Consider the following 20,689-nt stretch of genomic DNA (forward strand, 5'->3'; position numbering starts at 1 on the left):
CTTTAATAGGCTTAAGTATTGCGTGCATATGAGTTTGTTTAGATCCCGTATCATACCACTTTCCTTGGTGACATTGTCTCTAATTGGTTGTGGCGCCATTGAAACATCCATGCCTGATCAAGGCTCAACTAAAACCGTTGCTGAGCAGTCAGGGGATTTATCCGATTATCAATATGCGATAGCGCAAGCTCAGGCACAAAGTTCGCCTCAGGCGGCCGCGCCATTTTATTTTGCCGCAGCGAAAGCGCTTTTCTTAGACGAACAGTACCTTGAAGCGAGATCATTGCTTGAAGGCCACGTTATTTCCATTAGTAACTCAAGCCAGTTTGAAGGCATGCTACTAATGAGTGATATTGCATTGGCATTAGATACACCTTTGCTGGCATTACAGATGCTTGGTCAGGCTTCACAGCTAAGTGCAGCGCAGCGACTAGAAAACAACACTGAGCTATTACGACATCGTGCGCGCGTGATGGCTTCATTGGATAATTGGCCCAATGCAGTGAAGGACTACATGCAATTAAGCCTTCAGTTACCTGTGGATGCACAGCTAAACAATCAAGAAGAGCTTTGGTTTGCGATTCAAAACTTAACCGACAATGAAGTAACTTATCTTCAGGTGAGTAGCAATTTACCGCTACTAGATGGATGGTTAAACGTTTCTAATATCTTACGTGATCAATCCATGACCGTTGAACAGCAAGTCCAAGCCTTCAAGCACTGGCAATCTGCTCATGCAAGCCATCCCGCTGCAATCAATCCGCCACGAGATTTCCAAATAATGGCTTCCTTAGAAGACCATATGCCGAGCTCTGTTGCGGTATTACTGCCAATGAGTAAAGAATTAAAAGTTGCTTCAGAAGCTATTTTAGACGGTCTCTTGCAACAATATTATGCCAACGCTGAAGTGCAGCCAGCTCTACATCTTATTGATACCGACCGTTACGCCAATTTCGCTGATGCCTACGCAGCAGCAAGTTCTACTGGTGCGGAGACCATTATCGGCCCCTTACGCAAACAGAATGTTAGTCAGTTACCACATTTAGTGACCGACATCCCCACCGTTGCACTGAACCAACTTGAAATTAATACCCTGACGCCGAACCTTTACCACTTTTCATTAAATGTTAAAGACGATATTCGTGAGCTCATCGCATTCGCCAAAAAAGAAGGGGCAGAAAACTCCGCCATTCTTACAACCCAGCCTACTTGGGCACTACGTCAAGGCGATCAATTTAAAGGGATTGCGCAGCAACAAGGTCTGCCAGTATTAACTTCTCTCTCCTATGAAGACACTCCGACAGGGCGTGCAAATGCTGTGAAGCAGTTGCTACAAGTGGATGAAAGTGAGGCGCGAATTCGCCGTATACGCCAGTGGACAAATCAAGATATCGAGTCCACACCTCGTGCCCGCCAAGATTTAGATTATGTGTACTATGTCGGTAAGCTTGAAGATGCAAAGCAGATTCGCCCATTGCTCAACTTTTACTTTGCTGACGACATTCCAATGCTGGCTTCGCAAACCATTCATGATCGTTCACCCAGCTCAACGACCAAAAACGAAGATATTGAGCGTATTGTGTTCAGTGAGCTGCCTGCCATCCTAGAACAACAAAGCAGAGGTGGAAGCAGTCAACCTCTAGTCCTACAAAGGCTGACAGCACTGGGGAATGACAGTTACTTGATTGCTAAGCGACTGGCATTATTCACTAATGTTCGGTCTGCTAAAGTATCTGCTAAGACAGGTATTATCACCCTAGAAAATAATGGCATGTTCAACCGTCGACCAAATATTGTGACGTATAAGCAAGGAGCGCTTATCGATGCTAAGGAAAGTTATTTCACCCACAAAGAAACAGAGTGATGGCGCTAAAGCTGAGCGACTTGCAGAGCAATTCCTCGTTCAGCAAGGCTACCAACTTATTGATAGAAATGTTCACTGCCGCGCGGGCGAGCTGGATTTGATAATGCGATCCCCTTGCAGACAGAGCATTGTATTTATTGAAGTCAGATACAGAGCTAGCAAAGCACGTGGCAGCGCCAGCGAAACAATTACAAGACAGAAATTTCAGCGCTGTTTAAAATCAGCTGAATTCTGGTTAATGAAACACAACTTGCAACAAAGCCAATACCAAATAGATGTGATTGCTATAGATGGGGAGCTTTCCCAAAGCAACATTCATTGGCTGCAGGCAGTACAGGTATAAGCAGTTATTTATGGATTATCAAGAAGCGATCTATACGCAATTTGCGCAAAGTTTTGAGTCACAGCAATATGCACTGGAAACCTTACCAGCACACATAGAGCATGCAGCCATAGTGCTATTTAATAGCATTGCTAATGGCGGAAAAGTGGTTGCGGTTGGCAATGGGACTGGTTCGTACATTTCTCAGTATTTTAGCACGCTGCTACTTGATCGAATGGATCGTGAACGTCCAGGCCTGCCAGCCGTGTCACTGACCAGTAACGGCAACGCCCTGTTAGCCATTACGCACAATGACAGCTATCACGACGTATTCTCGAAACAGATCACTGCGATCGGCAACCCTGGCGACGTATTATTTGTCGTCGCAAACAAAGGCAATACTTCGCCTATTATTCAGGCCATTCAAGCTGCCCATGAGCGCAAAATGAGCATTGTCGCATTAACGACACCGGATGCTAAAAATGTGTCTGCGCTGACTTCACAAGATGATACCGAGATTAAAATCAACTTAACGGGTACATCTCGAGTCCAAGAATGCCAAACAACTGTTGTCCACACATTAGTAGACTTACTTGAACGCCAGTTGTTTGGCTATGAAGATTAATCTACTTCACGACTTTTAACGTGAAACCTTTTTGTGGTGGCTCTGGTGGCGTTGGTTCAGGCTCTGGAGTCACTTCAAAGGTTTCAGGTGGGAATACCATTCCGTCATTATTTTCCTTCGCATATAACGCTATCGCTGCTGCCATTGGCACAAAAACCTGCATTGGCTTACCGCTAAAGCGCGCTTCAAATGACACCCCTTGCTTATCAATATGTAGATGCCTAACCGCACTCATACTGATGTTCAAGACAATTTGACCATCATTAACAAATTCTCTTGGCACCACAGCACCTTCAAAGTCTGCGTCTACCAATAAATACGGCGTTAAGTCGTTGTCTGCGATCCACTCATATGTCGCATTAAGTAGATATGAACGTTTCGGAATCATTCTTTGCACTCCTGAAAATAAAAAGGGGCTTCACGCCCCTTTTGAAAACTTGATGTGCCGTTAGTCTAGGCGCATTTCCTGTTCTGCTTCTGACAGACTTTCTTTGAAAGACTCACGATCAAAAACCAGATCCATATACTTGTACAAGCCCGGCGCTTGCGCTTTTTCGATATCTACGCCCAATACCGGAAGACGCCACAAGATCGGAGCCAAGCAACAATCAACGATCGTGAACTCTTCACTCATGAAGTAAGGTTTCTCTTCGAAGATTGGCGATACACTGATTAAGCTTTCACGCAGCTCTTTCTGCGCGCTTTCAACCGCATCACGATCTTTACTCGTCAAAATCGTGTCGACCAAACCAGCCCAGTCACGCTGAATACGATACATGTACAAACGACTGTCTGCACGTGCGACAGGGTATACAGGTAACAACGGAGGATGAGGGAAACGCTCATCTAAATACTCCATCATTACATTTGGCTCATAAAGCACCAACTCACGATCAACCAATGCTGGCAACTCATTGTAAGGGTTGATATCTGCCAATTCCTCTGGCTTGTTGAAAGGATCAACATCAATAATATCTACGGTTACCGCTTTTTCAGCCAAAACGATTCGTACGCGATGGCTGTAGTGATCTTCTCCATCAGAGAAGAACGTCATTGAAGAGCGCTTTGCAATAACACCCATGTATAACCCCTATTCAATAAACAACGAAAACCCCATTAAGGGGTTAACTTAACAAACTACGATGTAAATGTCCCTCTTGAAGGAGGGACATTTTGGGCAAAACAACAATCACTTTGTGTTTAGTGAATTTCGCGCCAGTATTCTTTGTTCAATAGGTATGCAAAGATACCAAATAGAACGATGAATAATAACACTTTTATTCCTAAGGATTCAGCCTGTAAACGACTTGGCTCCCCCATATACACTAAGAAATTGGTAACATCGTAAGCAACTTGATCAAACTCTTCTTCTGAAAGTTGACCTTCTGTTTTCTGCACCACGACATTACATTGTTCTTCTGTCAAAATATCGCCAGTTAGTGTATCAAATTTTGGCTTACCATGCTCGTCCATCGCAGGCGCTTGTGCACAAGTCATATGACGAACTCCTTGTAGGTGTTCTAAGACGTTTGGCATCCCAACACTCGGGAACACCGTATTGTTGACACCCCAAGGACGTGTTTTATCTTCGTAAAAAGACTTCAAGTAGGTATAAACCCAATCATGACCACGCAGGCGAGCTTCAAGCGTCAAGTCTGGCGGCGTTGCACCAAACCACTCTTTGGCATCTTTTGCATCCATCGCATTATCCATTAGGTCACCAATTTTCTTACCCGAAGGCAATAAGTTGGCTTCGAATAAATCCGCCGGAATACCCAAATCCGTTGCAGCTCGCTCATATCGTGCATAGCCCATTTCGTGACAGCCAGCACAATAGTTTGAGTAAACCTGCATCCCTCGTTGTAAAGAAGCTTTATCGTGTAAATCTGGCGCCATATGCTCTAGGTGAACAGCTGAACCACCTGATGCGAAGGTCATCGCTGAGGCAAATACTAACGCCGCAGTTGCGAAAATCTTTTTCATGCTTACACCCTCTCCGGCACTGGTTTTGTACTTTCCCACTTGGTATAGAAAGGCATCAAGATGAAGTACAAGAAGTAAACCACTGATGCAATCTGTGCCACCGTTGTTCGACCTTCAGTAGAAGGCAATACACCGAGTACACCGAGCACAACAAAACTGATACAGAAAAGAACTAACGCAACCTTACTCATCCAGCCTTTGTAGCGCATAGATTTTACTGGACTACGATCTAACCAAGGCAATACAAACAGGATAGCGATTGCCCCCCCCATCGCCACAACCCCCCAGAATTTCGCATCCAAGCCAAACAATGGGTATGTCACCGCACGAAGAATCGCATAGAACGGCGTGAAGTACCAAACTGGCGCAATATGCTCTGGAGTTTTCAGCGGGTTAGCCGCCTCAAAGTTTGGTTTTTCTAAGAAGTAACCACCCATCTCTGGGAAGAAGAAAATCACTCCACAGAAGACAAATAGAAACACTGCAACACCCACGATATCGTGCACTGTGTAGTACGGATGGAACGGAATGCCATCAAGAGGAATGCCGTTTTCATCTTTGTGCTTCTTAATATCCACACCTTTCGGGTTATTTGAACCCACATGGTGCAGAGCCAATAAATGCAGCACTACCAAGGCCACTAATACCAACGGCAAAGCAATGACATGAAGTGAGAAGAAGCGGTTTAGCGTAATGCCTGAAATCAAGTAATCACCACGTACCCACTGCGCCAGATCTGGACCAATCATCGGGATCGCACTAAACAATGAAATAATTACCTGTGCACCCCAGTAGGACATTTGCCCCCATGGTAATAAGTAGCCCATGAATGCTTCAGCCATTAGAGCCAAGTAGATCGCCATACCGAACAACCAAACTAGCTCGCGTGGCTTCTGGTATGATCCGTACAGCAAACCACGAAACATATGCAGATACACAACAACAAAGAACGCAGAAGCGCCAGTTGAGTGCATATAACGAATTAGCCAGCCATACTCCACATCACGCATGATGTATTCAACAGAAGCAAATGCCCCTTCAGCTGATGGGTTATAACTCATGGTCAACCAAACACCGGTTAGTAGCTGATTCACCAAAACTAGTAGTGACAACACACCAAAAAGATAGAGAACATTTAAGTTCTTTGGTGCGTAGTATTTGCTCATGTGTTTTTCAAACGCTTGTGTAACAGGAAGTCGCGCATCCACCCAAGCCATGAAATCTTTCATAACAGCCATTATGCGTTACCCCCAGCGTCAACACCGACTTCGATAACCGTATCACTAATAAACCGATGTGGTGGCACGACCAAATTAGTCGGTGCCGGCACACCTTTGTATACACGACCAGCAAGGTCAAAGCGTGAACCATGGCATGGGCAGTTGAAGCCCCCTAACCATTTATCACCTAAATCTTCAGGAGCAACTTCTGGGCGGTAGGTTGGTGAGCAACCCAAGTGAGTACAGATCCCAAGTAGGACTGCAAATTCAGGATTGATTGAGCGGAACTCATTTTGAGCATACTCTGGCTGCTGCTCCACTGCAGAGGCTGGATCTGCTAATTGATCACTCAGCTTGGACAGATCGGCTATGTTTTGCTCAGTTCGACGCACCACCCATACAGGTTGGCCACGCCACTCAACGATCATTTGCTGACCTACTTCTAACTTACTAATATCGGCCTTCACCGGTGCACCAGCTGCTTTTGCTTTGGCACTTGGATTCCATGAGGCAACAAAAGGCGTTGCAATTCCCACTGCTCCCACCGCTCCTATCGCGCTAGTCGCTCCCAGTAGAAATCGACGACGGCCCTTATTTACGCCGCTTTGACTCATTATGGTTCTCTCCCACCAATTTACTGTCAACAAGCCCAAATCCACAAAAATAATAAGGATTTGAATACTTTAAAGGATGTTATGGGAAAGGTATTTTGGTGACAAGGCAACATTCTTGCACAATCACAAAACACTGATTTGAGACATAAAAAAACGCCTGCGAATGCAGGCGTTTTGAAGAATACGAAGCGTAGTAAAAATTAACGCTTAGAGAATTGTGGACGACGACGTGCTTTACGTAGACCAACTTTCTTACGTTCAACCTGACGAGAGTCACGAGTAACGTAACCAGCAGAACGTAGAGTGCGACGTAGTGTCTCGTCGTATTGCATTAGCGCACGAGTAATACCGTGACGGATAGCACCGGCCTGACCAGAGATACCACCACCGCTTACAGTAACGTAAACGTCAAATTTTTCAGTTGCTTCAACTAGTTCTAGTGGCTGACGAACAACCATGCAAGAAGTTTCACGACCGAAGTATTGCTCTAGAGAACGGTTGTTGATAACTAGGTTACCAGAACCTGCCTTTAGGAATACACGAGCAGTAGACGTTTTACGACGACCTGTACCGTAGTATTGAGTAGCTGACATAATGATCTTCCCGTATTAGATGTTAAGTTCTTGTGGCTGTTGTGCTGTGTGTGGATGCTCAGCGCCAGCATATACTTTCATTTTCTTGTGCATAGCACGGCCTAGAGGGCCTTTTGGAAGCATGCCTTTAACAGCGATTTCAAGAACGCGCTCTGGAGCGTGATCAATCAACTTCTCAAAGCTCATAGAACGTAGGCCACCTGGGTAACCAGTGTGACGGTAGTAGTTCTTGTCAGAAGCTTTGTTACCCGTTACACGTACTTTCTCAGCGTTGATAACAACGATGTAATCACCAGTGTCAACGTGAGGAGTGTATTCTGCTTTATGCTTACCGCGAAGACGGCGAGCAATTTCTGTAGCCAAACGACCAAGAGTTTTGCCTTCAGCATCAACCACGAACCAGTCGCGGCGTACTTCAGCAGGTTTTGCAGTAAAAGTTTTCATTAAAAAACCCTTTATCATTTACATGCTGTGCGCATGTCAATACCTATTATTATTGGTTACGCTGTCGGGATACGACTGCATAACTTACACATACTCAAAAATTAGAGCGCGCGAATTATAACCAAACCGCACGCAAAACTAAAGCGCTTTTTCTAATTAAGGGCGATGTTCTAACATTAAGTATTCTTCGGATTGCATCTCTAACAATCGACTGACAGTACGGTCATATTCAAAGGCTAGACGTGTTCCCTGATAAATATCTGGGATCGCCACTTCAGCAGAGAAAATAACTTTTACATGTCTGTCGTAGAATTCATCAATTAAGTTAATAAAGCGACGTGCCATATCGTCACGTGCCGAGTCAAACTGAGGTAAATCTGAGATGATGATAGTGGAGTATAGCTTTGCTATTTCAATGTAATCTACTTGGCTTCTTGGACCATCACAAAGCGCTTTAATATCAAACCATGCAACATCTTCATAGCTACGTAACAATGGGATAGAACGACCTTCAATCTCAACCGCCCCGCCTTCATTCACCGAATCACGGTTAACAACCAAACTCGAGAAACGCTCAGAGATAGCGTCCGCAGCATCTTGGTTCAACGGAAAATGATATAACTTAGCTTGCTTTAATGTACGAAGACGATAATCAACACCGCCGTCTACATTCATCACCTTAGTATGCTTGTTGACTAAATCAATCGCCGGCAAGAAACGTGCGCGTTGTAGGCCATTCTTATACAAGCCATCTGGCTCGATATTGGACGTTGCCACCAAAACCGTTCCATTGAGAAACAACTGCTCTAACAAGCCAGCTAAAATCATCGCATCCGTAATATCCGTTACAAAAAACTCATCAAAACACAACACCTGCGCTTTCTCTGAGATTTGTTTACCCACAATTTCAAGAGGGTTTTTTGTATCGTGCAGTTTACGTAGTTCTTGATGAACCATTTGCATAAAACGGTGGAAATGCAAACGCAACTTACGCTCAATAGGCAAACATTCGAAAAACGTATCCATTAAATACGTCTTACCACGCCCTACACCACCCCAGAAATACAAACCTTGCTCAACCTGAATCTCTGGCTTTTTCTTTTTAAGAAAACCAAACAGGGACTTCTGCACCTTAGGAGGCTGCTCGCCTCTTGCTACAATTCTGTCGAACAAATCTTGCAATGCTTGGACTGCTTCTTCCTGTGCAGGGTCATAGTTAAAGTCTGGACGTTTAAGGTCTTCCTGATATTTCGATAGCGGGGTCATTGTTTGCGTATACACCATTGCGTGAGAGATTGTCGTTATATTATCAAATACATAAAGAAACCTCACTATTCCCTATATTTCCTATGGTGTATTTCCGATATAATTTAGTAAGTTGTATTTGGGAGTAAACCATGGAACTAGAAGTATTCGATATCATCGTTTTTGTTACTGGCATCATTACAGGATTAGCTGGGGCAATCATTTTTCGCGCCTTAAGCAAAAAAAGCGCTAACGACATAAATAAATCAACCGGCGCTACTATCGAGGCACTACAGCAAGAAATGGAACGTCGACAAGTACTAGCGGATGATCACTTTTTGCAACTGCATGCTCACATATCTGCTGCAGAGAAAAAACTTGCTGATGCACGCAAAGCAGTACTTGAAGGCGCAACCACACTTGCGACTGTCACCTTAGAAAAACCCGAAAGTACCCCTACTGATTCTCAAGAAGCCTCTGACGATGTCACCACTCCCCCGCGGGACTATGCCTCGAAGTCAGATTCTGATGAAGGCATGCTGAGCGAAAACTATGGCTTGCATCGTAAATCAGTCGAGGAGCCTACTAGGGCCCTTTAAGCCTTAGCCCTCTCTATAAAGAAGCCTACTCACTGAGCAGGCTTCTTTACGTTTAATACAAGTCTAAAGAAAATGTATCGTTTATGCTGGATTTGGCACATCCACAAATTCGCAATCCACGCCCCAATGGTCAGTGATATATTCTGCCAAAGCTCTTGGTCCAAAGCATTCTGTGGCGTGATGGCCCGCGGCGCAAAAATGGATGCCCTCTTCTCGCGCTATATGTATCGTTTGCTCAGAAACTTCGCCAGTAATAAATACATCAGCCTTAGCTGCTAGCGCTTTATTAATATAGCCCTGGGCACCACCAGTACATAACGCCACCTCTGAGATCATTTGCTCAGACACCGATTCAAAGAGCACATCTCGCCCAACGGTTTCTTTCACTAGTTGATGAAATGCTTCAGGCGCCAATGGCTGCTCTAGAGTCCCAACAACACCGATACTTTCTTCCAGAGACTTTTCCATTTCCAACGGACGCAAAGACTGAAGCCCCAAACCGCGAGCCAAATTCGCATTATTACCGACCAATAAATTCGCATCCATCGGCAAATGATAACCAAACAAATTAATATCTTGCTTAATCAACCGTGACAAACGTCGATATTTCATACCAACGATTTCTTGGGACTCACCTTTCCAGAAGTAGCCATGATGAACAATGATGGCATCTGCTTGACGCTTCACCGCTTCTTCAATCAATGCCATGGATGCAGTAACACCTGTGACAATTTTTTTTATCTCGCCTTTGCCTTCCACTTGCAAGCCATTAGGCGCATAATCTTTAAAAGAACGAGGCTGAAATAGCGCCGTCAATTTACTCTCAAGCTCTTTTGTATTCATGTTTACTCCTAAATCACTTCTCCAACCACATGTTCGAAGCCATCTAACATGGATATTTCTTGGGCTATGGGTTGGCACACTTTTTCTATTTTGGCAGCAACACCAAAAAGATAATTCACTGAGCTTTGCCAATGCTGCCGCAAAAACTGCAAATGCCGTCGTCAACATTTATACATTCACTAGCCAAGAATCCCCATTTAGCCGGAACAGCAGTCAAAAAATCACAAACCTTGGCTCTGGGGTTATTATATCGGAAGATGGCTATATTCTCACAAACCACCATGTCATTCAGGGTGCCAGCAGTATTATTGTATCGCTGAACGATCAACGCCAAACTCGAGCAGATCTCATCGGTAGCGACCCAGCAACAGATCTAGCGGTTCTGAAAATTGAACTAACAGAGTTAACACCAATCCATCTGGGCAATAGCGACTCTTTGAGAGTCGGCGATCAAATCTTGGCGATTGGCAACCCTTTTGGGATTGGTCAAACAGTCACGGCAGGTATCGTCAGTGCAAAAGGACGCGACAGCATTGGACTAAACACTTATGAAAACTTTATTCAAACAGATGCCGCGATCAACCCAGGTAACTCTGGCGGAGCATTGGTAGACCTAAAGGGCAAATTAGTCGGAATTAGTTCTGCCATCTATTCAAGTTCAGGTGGCTCCCAAGGCATCGGCTTTGCAACACCAATTAATGATGCCGTTAAGATAATGGAGTCCATTATCCAGCACGGTAGCGTGGTACGCGGCTATCTAGGACTACAGGTTCAAGAAAACTCCCCTCAAGTTGCTATTGCTTTAAACCTCGCCTCAGAAGAAGGGCTAATCGTAACGAGTGTCACACCACAAAGCCCAGCTTTTAAAGCAGGTATTCGCCCTGGCGACATATTGACCTCAATAGAGAAGCACACTGATCTAAGTGCTCATAGAGCACAACAATTGGTGTCGCAACTGACACCCGGAGAGAATGTGACCATTAAGGGATTACGCGGGACCCAAAGCTTCATCACCAAAGCTTTAGTGGAGCAACTGCCTGCAATGCAGGCAGTTGATAATAACTAGTTGCCAGCTAAAGCGGATAAACTTTTCTCTATGTTGCTTCCTGCAATATCGTTCGCGAAAAGAGCAAGGTAAGGACCTAAAAAGCCCGCATCAAGCTCACCCTCAATAATCCATCGAAGATGAGTACTACCGTCCGCGTTTGCTTTGATCAACAAAGTGTTAGGAATCGGTTTCGTTTTTTGGTTTGGCTGAACCGAAAAAGCAATAGAGTCAGTCGTTACTGAGGTAATAACCAACTCCCCTTGCTTAGTGGTTGCTTCGTCATACTGCATCAAATAGCGAGTCTGAGAAGAGATAACGCCTTCATCCGACTGAAGTACCAATTTACCCGACTCAACAAACATCCATTGAGTCCATGCACTAGAACTGTACAACCGCTCCTGCAAGAGATCATATTGCCCTGCTGGAACATCAATGCTTCGTTCGATTTTGTAGTCTGATGGTAAAAAGAAACCGATCGAAACAGCGATCAAAATAACCACTGCCGCAATGCGGGTCACTAAACGAAGTGAAATTAGCGCCTGAGTTGGCTGCATAATATTCGCCTAGCCCTTATCAATCATTCGGAATTCAGCAGACACAGCGTGCGCTTCTAGTGATTCGCCACGAGCCAATGGTGAAGCGATTTTAGCAAGCTCACTTGCCCCCTCATGAGAACAATAGATAATTGAGCTACGTTTCTGGAAGTCGTAAACCCCCAATGGAGAAGAGAAGCGAGCGGTACCAGATGTGGGCAATACGTGGTTTGGACCAGCACAGTAATCACCCAACGCTTCAGGCGTGTAACGCCCCATAAAAATCGCACCCGCGTGACGAATTTTACCAACCCACTCTTCTGGATTCTCAACTGAAAGCTCTAAGTGCTCAGCCGCCACAATATTAGCTACTTCAATTGCTTCTTCCATCGAGCCCACATGTATCAAAGCACCACGACCTTCAAGAGAGGTTTTAATAATCTCTTTGCGCGACATTTCTTCGATTTGACGCTCCATGGAAGCATGAACTTTCTCGATGAACTCAGCATCTGTACTAATCAGGATAGATTGAGCATCTTCATCGTGCTCTGCTTGAGAAAACAAGTCCATCGCAATCCAGTCAGGATTAGACTGACCGTCACTTACCACAAGAATCTCAGACGGACCTGCGATCATATCGATACCACAAGCACCGAAGACCATGCGCTTAGCCGTTGCAACATAGATGTTACCAGGACCAACAATCTTATCGACTTTAGGCACTGTCTCTGTGCCGTAGGCCAAGGCAGCAACAGCTTGCGCACCACCTACGGTGATAACTCGGTCAACCCCAGCAACGTGAGCTGCCGCCAGAACGATATCATTCACAACATTATCTGGGGTCGGAACAACCATTACGATCTCACCGACACCCGCAACCTTGGCTGGCATAACATTCATCAGAACAGAAGAAGGGTAAGCAGCCTTTCCGCCTGGCACATATACACCGACGCGATCCAAAGGCGTAATCTGCTGACCAAGCACCGTACCCGTAGATTCTTCATACTGCCAAGAAGGTTGAATCTGACGTTCATGGTATGATTTGACACGCTCAGCAGCTTTCTGAAGCGCCTCAACAATCGCCCCATCAACACGGCTCGCCGCTTTCGCTAACTCATCTGCTTCAATAACCAATTCGGCCGCAGTTTGTACAGAACGGCGATCAAAGCGGTTCGTCAGCTCAACCAGTGCCGCATCACCCTCGGTACGAACACGATTTACAATTTCTTCAACACTTTTCTGAACACTTGCGTCAGACACGCTTTCCCATGAAAGCAGCTGATCTAGGTCCTTACGAAAGCCCTCATCTTTTGATGAAAACTGTCTAATATTCAATTTCATAAACGTCTAAGCCTCAGCTGAAACTGCACCATTCAACATATCTAAAATAGGCTGAATGTGCTCATACTTCGTTTTATAAGCTGCTTTATTTACTACTAATCGGGTACTGATATCTGCAATCAAATCACGAGCTTCAAGGCCATTAGCGCGTAGCGTATTACCTGTATCTACAATATCTACGATTAGATCAGCCAACCCCATAATCGGTGCAAGCTCCATCGCCCCATAAAGCTTGATAACATCCGCTTGAATACCTTGCTCAGCAAAGTACGCTTTGGCCGTTTTAGTAAATTTCGAAGCGACTTTTAAACGGCGATTCGGTAGATCTTGCCCCTGAACTCCAGCCGTCATTAAACGACACTTAGAGATTTTCAGATCAAGTAACTCATAAAGATTCTTCGTATTCGCTTCCATTAAGACATCTTTACCCGCAACACCGAAATCGGCTACGCCATGCTCAACATAAGTCGGCACATCGGTTGCGCGCAAAATCACCAGCTTAATGTTTTCGTGATTGGTATCAAAAATAAGCTTACGGCTTTTACTGATGTCTTCTAGCGGATAAATATTTGCTTTCTCAAGCAGAGGAAGCGTCTCTTTCAATATGCGCCCTTTGGATAACGCAATCGTTAAGGTTTCGCTCATGTTAATTCAGAACCCTTGAAATCTTTGCACCCAATGCACCAAGCTTTTCCTCGATACACTCATAACCACGGTCAATGTGGTAAATTCGGTCAATCTTAGTGTCCCCTTCTGCAACCAATGCAGAAAGGACTAACGAAGCAGACGCACGTAAGTCAGTCGCCATAACTGGCGCCCCTTTTAGCGCATCTTTGCCGCGTACAATCGCCGTATTACCGTTCACTTCGATGTCAGCGCCCATGCGAACCATTTCGTTCACATGCATAAAGCGGTTTTCGAAAATATTTTCGATCACACTACCAACGCCCTCAGCAACAGCATTTAATGCCACAAACTGCGCTTGCATATCAGTTGGGAAAGCTGGGTATGGAGCGGTTGAGATATTTACAGCTTTAGGGCGACGACCTTCCATATCAAGCTCAATCCAATCATCGCCACACGTTACCTTAGCACCCGCCTCTTCTAATTTAGACAGTACCGCTTCTAAACTGCTGACATCAGTATCAGTGACACGCACTTTGCCACCAGTAATCGCACCAGCAACCAAGAAGGTTCCTGTTTCAATACGATCAGGCATAACGGAATAAGTCGTACCACCTAGGCGTTCAACACCCTCAATAGTAATGGTGTCTGTGCCATGTCCTGTAATTTTTGCACCCATCGCAATAAGGCATTCTGCCAAATCCACCACTTCGGGCTCACGTGCAGCGTTTTCTAGGATAGTAGTACCCTCTGCCAACGCTGCAGCCATCAATAAGTTTTCTGTGCCCGTCACTGTTACTTTATCAAAGAAAATACGAGCACCTTTCAAACGACCATCTACGCTGGCAATAATGTTGCCGTTATCGACAACAATATCTGCACCCATTGCTTCCAATCCACGCAAGTGGAGATCAACAGGTCGACTACCAATTGCGCAACCACCTGGCAATGACACAACAGCACGACCAAAATGCGCGACCAAAGGCCCCAAAACAAGAATGGAAGCACGCATTGTCTTCACAAGTTCGTATGGTGCGTCACAGTTATCCAATGAAGAGACATCTAACTCAACATTCATGCGCTCATCAACCACAACACCACATCCCATGGAGCCAAGTAGCTCTAACATAGTGGTAATGTCATGTAAGTGAGGAAGATTTTTGATCGTGATAAGATCTTTAGTAAGCAGTGTCGCTGCAAGAATCGGCAAAGCAGCATTTTTTGCTCCTGACGCTCGCACCACACCATTCAGAGTGTTACCGCCAGTAATTAGCAATTTATCCATTCATTTCTCTCTTAATTTTTAAAGACTTGCAAATTGAGCTGGTGTATACGTTTTCATCGTAATGGCATGAATTGCACCAGAAGATATTGCGTCTTGTAAATGAGAGTAAACAAGCTGCTGTCGTTTCACTGCGTTTAGGCCTTCAAAAGCCTCAGCAACAATTGTGATTTGGAAGCTGCAGTCAGCACCGTCAGTCGTTACCTGGCTGCCTTCAATTTTTGATTCTAATAAAGCTTTCACTTCGGAGGCGTTCACAAAAACTCCAATTTCTATTCAATGTTCTATGACAACTATTGTACCCCAGCCAACTCAGAATTTGTCAGCTTTATAACGCAAAAACAGGAGTTTCCTCCTGTTTACGTTTTCTAGTCGAACTGAAATATCTTCTGTACACCATAGAGTTTAAACATTTCTTTAAACTCTGCTCGACAACCCAATAAGGTCAGAGCCTTGCCAGAACGCCTTATTTCAATCAACAAGGCAATAATTGGGGCATTCATTGACTCTAGTCCAGAAAGATCAAGGGATTGATCGCTTGAGTACTTCACCCCAACCAAACTTTTCTTAATCTTTAATAATTCAGTCGCATCATAGCGTCCCACTAAACGCCAAACAGCATCCGCTGTCTGCAACTCCATTTTATTCCCCTCCAGACGCCAATGAAGATTGCCAAGCTGCAATAGCTCGATCAATATCATTACCATTCTGCTGCATCATCACCCCGAACTGCTTACGAAAGGTCAGACCGAAGTTGATGTTATTGATCACCACGTTGCTTAACATCCATTGCTTAGCAGATTTAGGCTCCATGTAAAACGCAATATCAACAGGACTACCATCGCTAAGCTGAAATTTAGCGTCTACACGTACTTCGCGTCCTGGTTTTTGTCGTGCCAGCGGCAAAACCGTCAAGCGGCTTGGGTCAAAGTCTATCACCGCAGCACTGTATGTTTTCAGCAACGTACTCTCGGTTACAGAGACAAACTCACTAATCTGTTTTGGCGATGCTTGGCGATAGTACTTACCCATTACTTTTTTAGCTAAATCATCAAAATCCACAACCGGCGCTATGATTTCCCTCATAACCGATCTCAATTTCTGCGGATCACCCTCAAGAACATCTCGCTGATCCACTATTTTGGTCTTGAAGCCACCTACAACTCGAAGCACCTCTTCTCGAGCACCCTCAGGGTTTACGGCAGCAAATGTGTGCGAAACCCACAATAAAGACATCAAAAATATACCAATGGCTTTAATACGCATTACTCATCTCCCCCTGCACTCATTAGAAATTGACCAATCAGGTTTTCAAGAACCAGTGCAGATTGAGTATCGTAGATTTCATCTCCATCTTTAAGCACGTCTTCCTCAGCCCCAATTGAAATTCCTAGATATTTCTCACCAATCAAACCACTTGTCAGAATTGCGATAGCACTGTCGGTAGGAATGTTATCTACTGTAGCATCAATACTCATCGTCACTTTAGCCATGTAGTATTGCTTGTCATATTCAATACTCTCTACTCGGCCTACGGTCACCCCAGCGATGGTTACTTTAGCCCTATCTGTCAGACCACCGATATCATCAAAGTGTGCTTGTATCGTATAGCCGTTAGATTTCTCATTAAATGCTAATCCACTGACCTGCATGGCGAGATAAACAAAAGCAATCACACCAAATAGCATAAACAAGCCGACTAAAACGTTTGCTTTCGCATCCTTCATTATCAAAAATCTCCAAACATTGCTGCGGTTAGCAAAAAGTCTAACCCTAAAATAGCCAATGACCCCAACACCACAGTTCGGGTCGTCGCACGACCAATTCCTTCTGAGGTTGGCTGACAGACATAACCCTGGTACACAGCAATCCATACGATCGCGATAGCAAATACCAAAGACTTCATCACACCATTCATGATATCGGTATTAAAGTATACGGACTGCTGCATGCTGCTCCAAAAAGAGCCTTCATCCACTCCAAGCCACTGCACTGACACCAGCATCCCAGCCCAAATTCCCACGGCTGAAAATATTATCGCTAGAATGGGCATACAAGTTACGCCTGCCAATAACCTTGGCGCAATAACCCGTCGTAGCGGATCTATGCCCATCATTTCATAACTGGATAACTGCTCAGTTGTTTTCATCAAACCAATCTCAGCAGTCAAGGCTGACCCTGCCCGCCCAGCGAACAGCAACCCTGTTACCACAGGTCCCAATTCACGCAGCAAGGTTAAGGCAAGTAGCTGCCCCACTGCCGACTCAGAGCCATAATTGGTCAATATGGAATATCCCTGCAACGCGAGCACCATTCCAATAAAGGCACCTGAGACAATAATAATGATCAGCGACAGCACACCAACCGAATAAATTTGTTTAAAGTAGAGCCTAATGGCCTCATCCCAGCGAACAGGCAATCGAAACAAAGATTGAAATAGAAAAACACCTGCCTGCCCCACCGACTCGATGTATTTGTGTATGGCAAGATATATTGTCTTCACTGACACTAAGCCTCTAACAGTTGTGTTTCATAATTAGGTGCAGGGTAATGAAAACCTACAGGCCCATCTGCTTGCCCTTGCAAGAACTGAACAACCCTGGGATCTGAAGACTGCCGGACCTCATCAGGCGTACCCGCTAAAATGACTCGTCCTGCCGATAACAAGCAAACATGATCGGCAATACTAAGCGACTCTTCAACATCATGAGACACCAAGACACTGGTTATGTTCGCAGCACGATTAAGACGTTTAATCAATTCCACTAACACGCCTTTAGAAATAGGATCCTGACCCGCAAAAGGCTCATCATACATAACTAGATCAGGATCTAATGCGATCGCTCTTGCTAGCGCAGCTCTGCGCGCCATACCGCCAGACAACTCAGCTGGCATTAGATAAGCTGCACCACGCAAACCAACACTTTGCAATTTCATCAGCACAATATCGCGTATCATCGCCTCGTCAAAATCGGTATGTTCCTGCAGTGGTAAAGCGACATTTTCGTAAACACTCATATCACTAAATAACGCACCACTTTGAAACAACATGCCCATTTTTCTGCGCGCCTCAAACAGCTCTTTCCTGGATGCCTGCGCCACATCTAGACCAGCCACTTCTACAGAGCCCGAGCTAGCTTCAATTTGACCACCAATCAAGCGCAAAAGCGTTGTTTTCCCTACACCGCTTGGCCCCATAACTGCAGTAATTTTGCCCTTTGGTATTTGCAAGGTAATGTCTTCGTAAATAGCACGACCACCTCGATGAAAGGACAAATTCTTGACGTCAACATAGACTTCCACTGATGACTCCTTGAATTAAAATCGAACGGATACTAGCACCGTAAAAATGTAAAAGATACGCCATCAAAACCAGCTTGTAACGCCAGCCTCTTGAAATCCTTCAATAAACCACATTAAATGGTGCGCTTTACGATCCTCTCTCACTGTCTTTAGGTATTTAGCGAATGCTCATGTTTTCCTTAGCACTGATTACTGGCCTTATTTTACTCGTTATCAGTTCAGACAAATTTATTGAACACGCCGCATTAGTTGCTGAAAAGCTTAATGTAAGCCCTATTGTTATTGGTATTACATTAGTTGCTTTAGGTACCTCTGCTCCGGAAATGGTCGTGTCGACCATTGCCGCATTAGACAATGCACCAGGCATTGCTGTGGGGAATGTCATTGGCTCAAACATTGCCAACATTGGTTTAGTTTTTGGCGCAACGCTATTGTTGGCCGCTGTTCCGATCAATGGCAGCTTAGTGAAGAAAGAAATCCCTCTAGTCCTTGGCGTCACTCTGCTTGCAGGTTTTCTCATGATTGATCAACACCTATCTTTTATTGATGGTGTAGTGTTGATTATTGCCTTTATTGGCGTCCTCTTCCTATTGCTAAGAAATTCAAAAAACTTAGAGGAAGAATTAACAGGCGATTTACCTGAAGACGATGGCGGTAGCGTGGCGCGCTCTTTGTTAATTGCCGCCATCGGCTTAGCCGTTCTTATTGGCAGCTCTAAGCTACTAGTATGGGGAGCCATCGGCATTGCCTCAGCATTAGGAGTGTCTGATTTAGTCATCGGCCTCACCATTGTCGCGATTGGCACCAGCCTACCAGAATTGGCAGCTTCCATTACTAGTGTACGAAAAGGACACCACGACATAGCAATCGGCAATGTTTTAGGCTCCAACATATTCAATTTAGCGACAGTACTTCCTTTACCTGCATTGATTGCACCGGGCATCATTGAAAATACGGTAATTGAACGAGATTACTGGTGGATGTTTGGTTTTACCCTTTTATTTGCATTTGCTGTTATCATCTACTCAAAGCACCGCACAGCAAGCATCCCTCGATGGTTAGCATTGCCACTTCTAGGCGGATACGGTGCCTACTTGTACCTGTTAGCAATCTCTGGCTAGATCATGCAAACATCAATTAAAAAGTTTTTTCGACACAAAGGCATCGCTGGCTTTCTAGCCATCGCCCTTGTATCAATAGCGGTTTTCTTTATTGGAAACCGCCCAACACTCTACATATTGGACGAACAAAAATTATCTGACGCACCTGACTTTTTCTTGGAAGACGTCACCGCTCGCTCTTATAACCAAGATGGCAAGTTACAAGAAGTACTGCAAGCACAAACGGCCAACCACTACCTTAGAAATCAAACCACGCTAGAGCTTCCGGTCGTGACCCGCTACACAGAAAACTTAAAATCTGTTACCTCTGCAGAAAACGGCCTATTAAATGATCGAGAAAACACGGTCACATTCAATCACAACGCCAAAGTAATTCGCTACGCAGACAATGTTGAGACTGGTCGCATTCATGCGGATACACTAGTTTTCAACAACGACGACCAAACGATTATCAGTCATGGGAACAGCGAACTCATTACGCCTCAAGGCACTACCAAATCTGCTAGCATATTTTTCAATCTTACTGACAATACCGCAACCTTAAATGGAGGCGTTTCAGGACACTATGAAGTTTCAAAGTAACAAACATCTTATAGCTTGGGGACTAATCAGTCTCGCAAGCAGCGCTGCCTACAGTTTGCCAAGCGATCTTTCACAACCAATTAATATTGAGGCCGATAAAGCAGCATTTAACCAAAAGGAAGGCACTGCTAACTACAGTGGAAATGTTGTCGTCATTCAGGGCAGTATTCGAATAGAAGCACAATCTCTCACTATCAACACAAACCCCGAAACCGGTGAGTTTGAGTCATTAGCCGCGAAAGGAACACCTTCACTATTTACTCAACAGCTAAATGAAGCTGGCGATCAAATGAAAGCAACTGGCAACACATTGAATTACAACGTTGCGAACGGGCAACTGGAAATCCATAAAAACGGCTACCTCCAGCGCGGCGAAGACGAAATTTCAGCCGACTTTATTCATTATATATTGAATAACGGCACTTTTAATGCTGAAAACCGTGGTAGTGGTCGCGTTAACATGACCCTGCAACCCGTCCAAAGCGAACAGGCAAACTAGACAC

27 protein-coding genes are annotated in these 20,689 nt (G+C 44.8%); 8 read left to right on the forward strand and 19 right to left on the reverse strand.

The genetic code is table 11. From position 1 onward, the window contains the following. Positions 1 to 28 precede the first annotated feature (28 nt). From ACXAC1_RS19055 to ACXAC1_RS19065, 3 genes are read left to right on the forward strand one after another with little or no spacing between them, the layout of a single operon-like run. The gene (locus ACXAC1_RS19055) at positions 29 to 1,864 is read left to right on the forward strand and encodes a penicillin-binding protein activator (RefSeq protein ID WP_475063588.1); all 1,836 of its coding nucleotides are present in this window, start codon (positions 29 to 31) and stop codon (positions 1,862 to 1,864) included. After that, positions 1,824 to 2,207, forward strand: coding sequence for a YraN family protein (locus tag ACXAC1_RS19060; protein ID WP_228191357.1), 384 nt, complete (start codon positions 1,824 to 1,826; stop codon positions 2,205 to 2,207). The genes ACXAC1_RS19055 and ACXAC1_RS19060 overlap by 41 nt, the downstream gene beginning before the upstream one ends. 10 nt (positions 2,208 to 2,217) lie before the next feature. Then, a complete protein-coding gene (locus tag ACXAC1_RS19065; RefSeq protein WP_475063590.1) occupies positions 2,218 to 2,811 on the forward strand; it encodes an SIS domain-containing protein in 594 nt (197 codons plus the stop codon). 1 nt (position 2,812) lies between these two features. Here the strand turns inward: ACXAC1_RS19065 and ACXAC1_RS19070 are convergent, their stop codons facing one another. The 8 genes from ACXAC1_RS19070 to zapE form a co-directional block, all read right to left on the reverse strand. Then, the gene (locus ACXAC1_RS19070; RefSeq protein WP_133559996.1) at positions 2,813 to 3,199 is read right to left on the reverse strand and encodes a ClpXP protease specificity-enhancing factor; all 387 of its coding nucleotides are present in this window, start codon (positions 3,197 to 3,199) and stop codon (positions 2,813 to 2,815) included. A gap of 60 nt (positions 3,200 to 3,259) precedes the next feature. Beyond that, positions 3,260 to 3,892 carry a glutathione S-transferase N-terminal domain-containing protein gene (locus ACXAC1_RS19075; protein ID WP_475063591.1) on the reverse strand — a complete coding sequence of 211 codons (633 nt, stop codon included), beginning with the start codon at positions 3,890 to 3,892 and terminating at the stop codon, positions 3,260 to 3,262. 119 nt (positions 3,893 to 4,011) lie between these two features. Further along, complete coding sequence (locus tag ACXAC1_RS19080; RefSeq protein WP_475063593.1) at positions 4,012 to 4,794, reverse strand: cytochrome c1; 783 nt, start codon at positions 4,792 to 4,794, stop codon at positions 4,012 to 4,014. Positions 4,795 to 4,796: 2 nt separating this feature from the next. After that, the gene (locus ACXAC1_RS19085; RefSeq protein WP_228191361.1) at positions 4,797 to 6,032 is read right to left on the reverse strand and encodes a cytochrome b; all 1,236 of its coding nucleotides are present in this window, start codon (positions 6,030 to 6,032) and stop codon (positions 4,797 to 4,799) included. Beyond that, positions 6,032 to 6,628 carry a ubiquinol-cytochrome c reductase iron-sulfur subunit gene (petA, locus tag ACXAC1_RS19090; RefSeq protein ID WP_133559999.1) on the reverse strand — a complete coding sequence of 199 codons (597 nt, stop codon included), beginning with the start codon at positions 6,626 to 6,628 and terminating at the stop codon, positions 6,032 to 6,034. The genes ACXAC1_RS19085 and petA overlap by 1 nt, the downstream gene beginning before the upstream one ends. Before the next feature lie 200 nt (positions 6,629 to 6,828). Then, the gene (gene rpsI, locus ACXAC1_RS19095) at positions 6,829 to 7,221 is read right to left on the reverse strand and encodes a 30S ribosomal protein S9 (RefSeq protein ID WP_133560000.1); all 393 of its coding nucleotides are present in this window, start codon (positions 7,219 to 7,221) and stop codon (positions 6,829 to 6,831) included. A 15-nt stretch (positions 7,222 to 7,236) separates the two neighbouring features. Next, a complete protein-coding gene (rplM, locus tag ACXAC1_RS19100) occupies positions 7,237 to 7,665 on the reverse strand; it encodes a 50S ribosomal protein L13 (RefSeq protein WP_055462233.1) in 429 nt (142 codons plus the stop codon). Positions 7,666 to 7,821: 156 nt separating this feature from the next. Beyond that, entirely contained in the window at positions 7,822 to 8,931 is a 1,110-nt protein-coding gene (zapE, locus tag ACXAC1_RS19105) for a cell division protein ZapE (RefSeq protein WP_475063594.1), read from the reverse strand. A gap of 131 nt (positions 8,932 to 9,062) precedes the next feature. Here zapE and ACXAC1_RS19110 point away from each other — a divergent pair, with 131 nt between their 5' ends. Beyond that, positions 9,063 to 9,509 carry a Z-ring associated ZapG family protein gene (locus ACXAC1_RS19110; RefSeq protein ID WP_475063596.1) on the forward strand — a complete coding sequence of 149 codons (447 nt, stop codon included), beginning with the start codon at positions 9,063 to 9,065 and terminating at the stop codon, positions 9,507 to 9,509. A gap of 81 nt (positions 9,510 to 9,590) precedes the next feature. Here the strand turns inward: ACXAC1_RS19110 and ACXAC1_RS19115 are convergent, their stop codons facing one another. Further along, on the reverse strand, positions 9,591 to 10,352 hold the full coding sequence (locus tag ACXAC1_RS19115; protein WP_475063598.1) for a Nif3-like dinuclear metal center hexameric protein: 762 nt from the start codon (positions 10,350 to 10,352) through the stop codon (positions 9,591 to 9,593). On the opposite strand from ACXAC1_RS19115, the gene ACXAC1_RS19120 reads away from it, so the two are divergent. Further along, entirely contained in the window at positions 10,351 to 11,418 is a 1,068-nt protein-coding gene (locus ACXAC1_RS19120; RefSeq protein ID WP_475063600.1) for a S1C family serine protease, read from the forward strand. The two genes, ACXAC1_RS19115 and ACXAC1_RS19120, sit on opposite strands and share 2 nt — an antisense overlap. Here ACXAC1_RS19120 and ACXAC1_RS19125 read toward each other — a convergent pair. The 10 genes from ACXAC1_RS19125 to ACXAC1_RS19170 all read right to left on the reverse strand — a co-directional run bounded on the left by ACXAC1_RS19125 (position 11,415) and on the right by ACXAC1_RS19170 (position 18,483). Continuing rightward, positions 11,415 to 11,954, reverse strand: coding sequence for an SRPBCC family protein (locus tag ACXAC1_RS19125; protein WP_475063602.1), 540 nt, complete (start codon positions 11,952 to 11,954; stop codon positions 11,415 to 11,417). The two genes, ACXAC1_RS19120 and ACXAC1_RS19125, sit on opposite strands and share 4 nt — an antisense overlap. Before the next feature lie 9 nt (positions 11,955 to 11,963). Further along, a complete protein-coding gene (hisD, locus tag ACXAC1_RS19130) occupies positions 11,964 to 13,274 on the reverse strand; it encodes a histidinol dehydrogenase (RefSeq protein WP_475063603.1) in 1,311 nt (436 codons plus the stop codon). A gap of 6 nt (positions 13,275 to 13,280) precedes the next feature. Continuing rightward, positions 13,281 to 13,919: an ATP phosphoribosyltransferase gene (gene hisG / locus ACXAC1_RS19135; protein WP_475063605.1), complete on the reverse strand. Its 639-nt coding sequence runs from the start codon at positions 13,917 to 13,919 to the stop codon at positions 13,281 to 13,283. Between the two features lies 1 nt (position 13,920). Next, complete coding sequence (murA, locus tag ACXAC1_RS19140) at positions 13,921 to 15,183, reverse strand: UDP-N-acetylglucosamine 1-carboxyvinyltransferase (protein WP_475063607.1); 1,263 nt, start codon at positions 15,181 to 15,183, stop codon at positions 13,921 to 13,923. A gap of 18 nt (positions 15,184 to 15,201) precedes the next feature. After that, positions 15,202 to 15,438 carry a BolA family protein gene (locus ACXAC1_RS19145; protein ID WP_133560009.1) on the reverse strand — a complete coding sequence of 79 codons (237 nt, stop codon included), beginning with the start codon at positions 15,436 to 15,438 and terminating at the stop codon, positions 15,202 to 15,204. Positions 15,439 to 15,548: 110 nt separating this feature from the next. Further along, positions 15,549 to 15,821 carry an STAS domain-containing protein gene (locus tag ACXAC1_RS19150; protein WP_475063609.1) on the reverse strand — a complete coding sequence of 91 codons (273 nt, stop codon included), beginning with the start codon at positions 15,819 to 15,821 and terminating at the stop codon, positions 15,549 to 15,551. Between the two features lies 1 nt (position 15,822). Continuing rightward, positions 15,823 to 16,446, reverse strand: coding sequence for an MlaC/ttg2D family ABC transporter substrate-binding protein (locus tag ACXAC1_RS19155; RefSeq protein ID WP_475063610.1), 624 nt, complete (start codon positions 16,444 to 16,446; stop codon positions 15,823 to 15,825). Continuing rightward, positions 16,446 to 16,907 carry an outer membrane lipid asymmetry maintenance protein MlaD gene (gene mlaD, locus ACXAC1_RS19160; protein ID WP_475063612.1) on the reverse strand — a complete coding sequence of 154 codons (462 nt, stop codon included), beginning with the start codon at positions 16,905 to 16,907 and terminating at the stop codon, positions 16,446 to 16,448. The genes ACXAC1_RS19155 and mlaD overlap by 1 nt, the downstream gene beginning before the upstream one ends. A gap of 2 nt (positions 16,908 to 16,909) precedes the next feature. Then, a complete protein-coding gene (gene mlaE, locus ACXAC1_RS19165; RefSeq protein WP_475063614.1) occupies positions 16,910 to 17,689 on the reverse strand; it encodes a lipid asymmetry maintenance ABC transporter permease subunit MlaE in 780 nt (259 codons plus the stop codon). Beyond that, a complete protein-coding gene (locus ACXAC1_RS19170) occupies positions 17,689 to 18,483 on the reverse strand; it encodes an ABC transporter ATP-binding protein (protein WP_475063616.1) in 795 nt (264 codons plus the stop codon). The genes mlaE and ACXAC1_RS19170 overlap by 1 nt, the downstream gene beginning before the upstream one ends. Before the next feature lie 164 nt (positions 18,484 to 18,647). On the opposite strand from ACXAC1_RS19170, the gene ACXAC1_RS19175 reads away from it, so the two are divergent. Genes ACXAC1_RS19175 through lptA form a run of 3 tightly spaced genes read left to right on the forward strand, consistent with a single transcriptional unit; the run spans position 18,648 to position 20,685 of the window. Beyond that, positions 18,648 to 19,604, forward strand: coding sequence for a calcium/sodium antiporter (locus ACXAC1_RS19175; RefSeq protein ID WP_475063617.1), 957 nt, complete (start codon positions 18,648 to 18,650; stop codon positions 19,602 to 19,604). A 3-nt stretch (positions 19,605 to 19,607) separates the two neighbouring features. Further along, on the forward strand, positions 19,608 to 20,186 hold the full coding sequence (lptC, locus tag ACXAC1_RS19180; protein ID WP_475063619.1) for an LPS export ABC transporter periplasmic protein LptC: 579 nt from the start codon (positions 19,608 to 19,610) through the stop codon (positions 20,184 to 20,186). Next, positions 20,170 to 20,685, forward strand: coding sequence for a lipopolysaccharide transport periplasmic protein LptA (gene lptA, locus ACXAC1_RS19185; RefSeq protein ID WP_475063621.1), 516 nt, complete (start codon positions 20,170 to 20,172; stop codon positions 20,683 to 20,685). Before lptC ends, lptA begins: the two co-directional genes overlap by 17 nt. Positions 20,686 to 20,689: the final 4 nt, after the last annotated feature.

This window comes from Marinomonas sp. AWM4_232 (assembly GCF_056158325.1).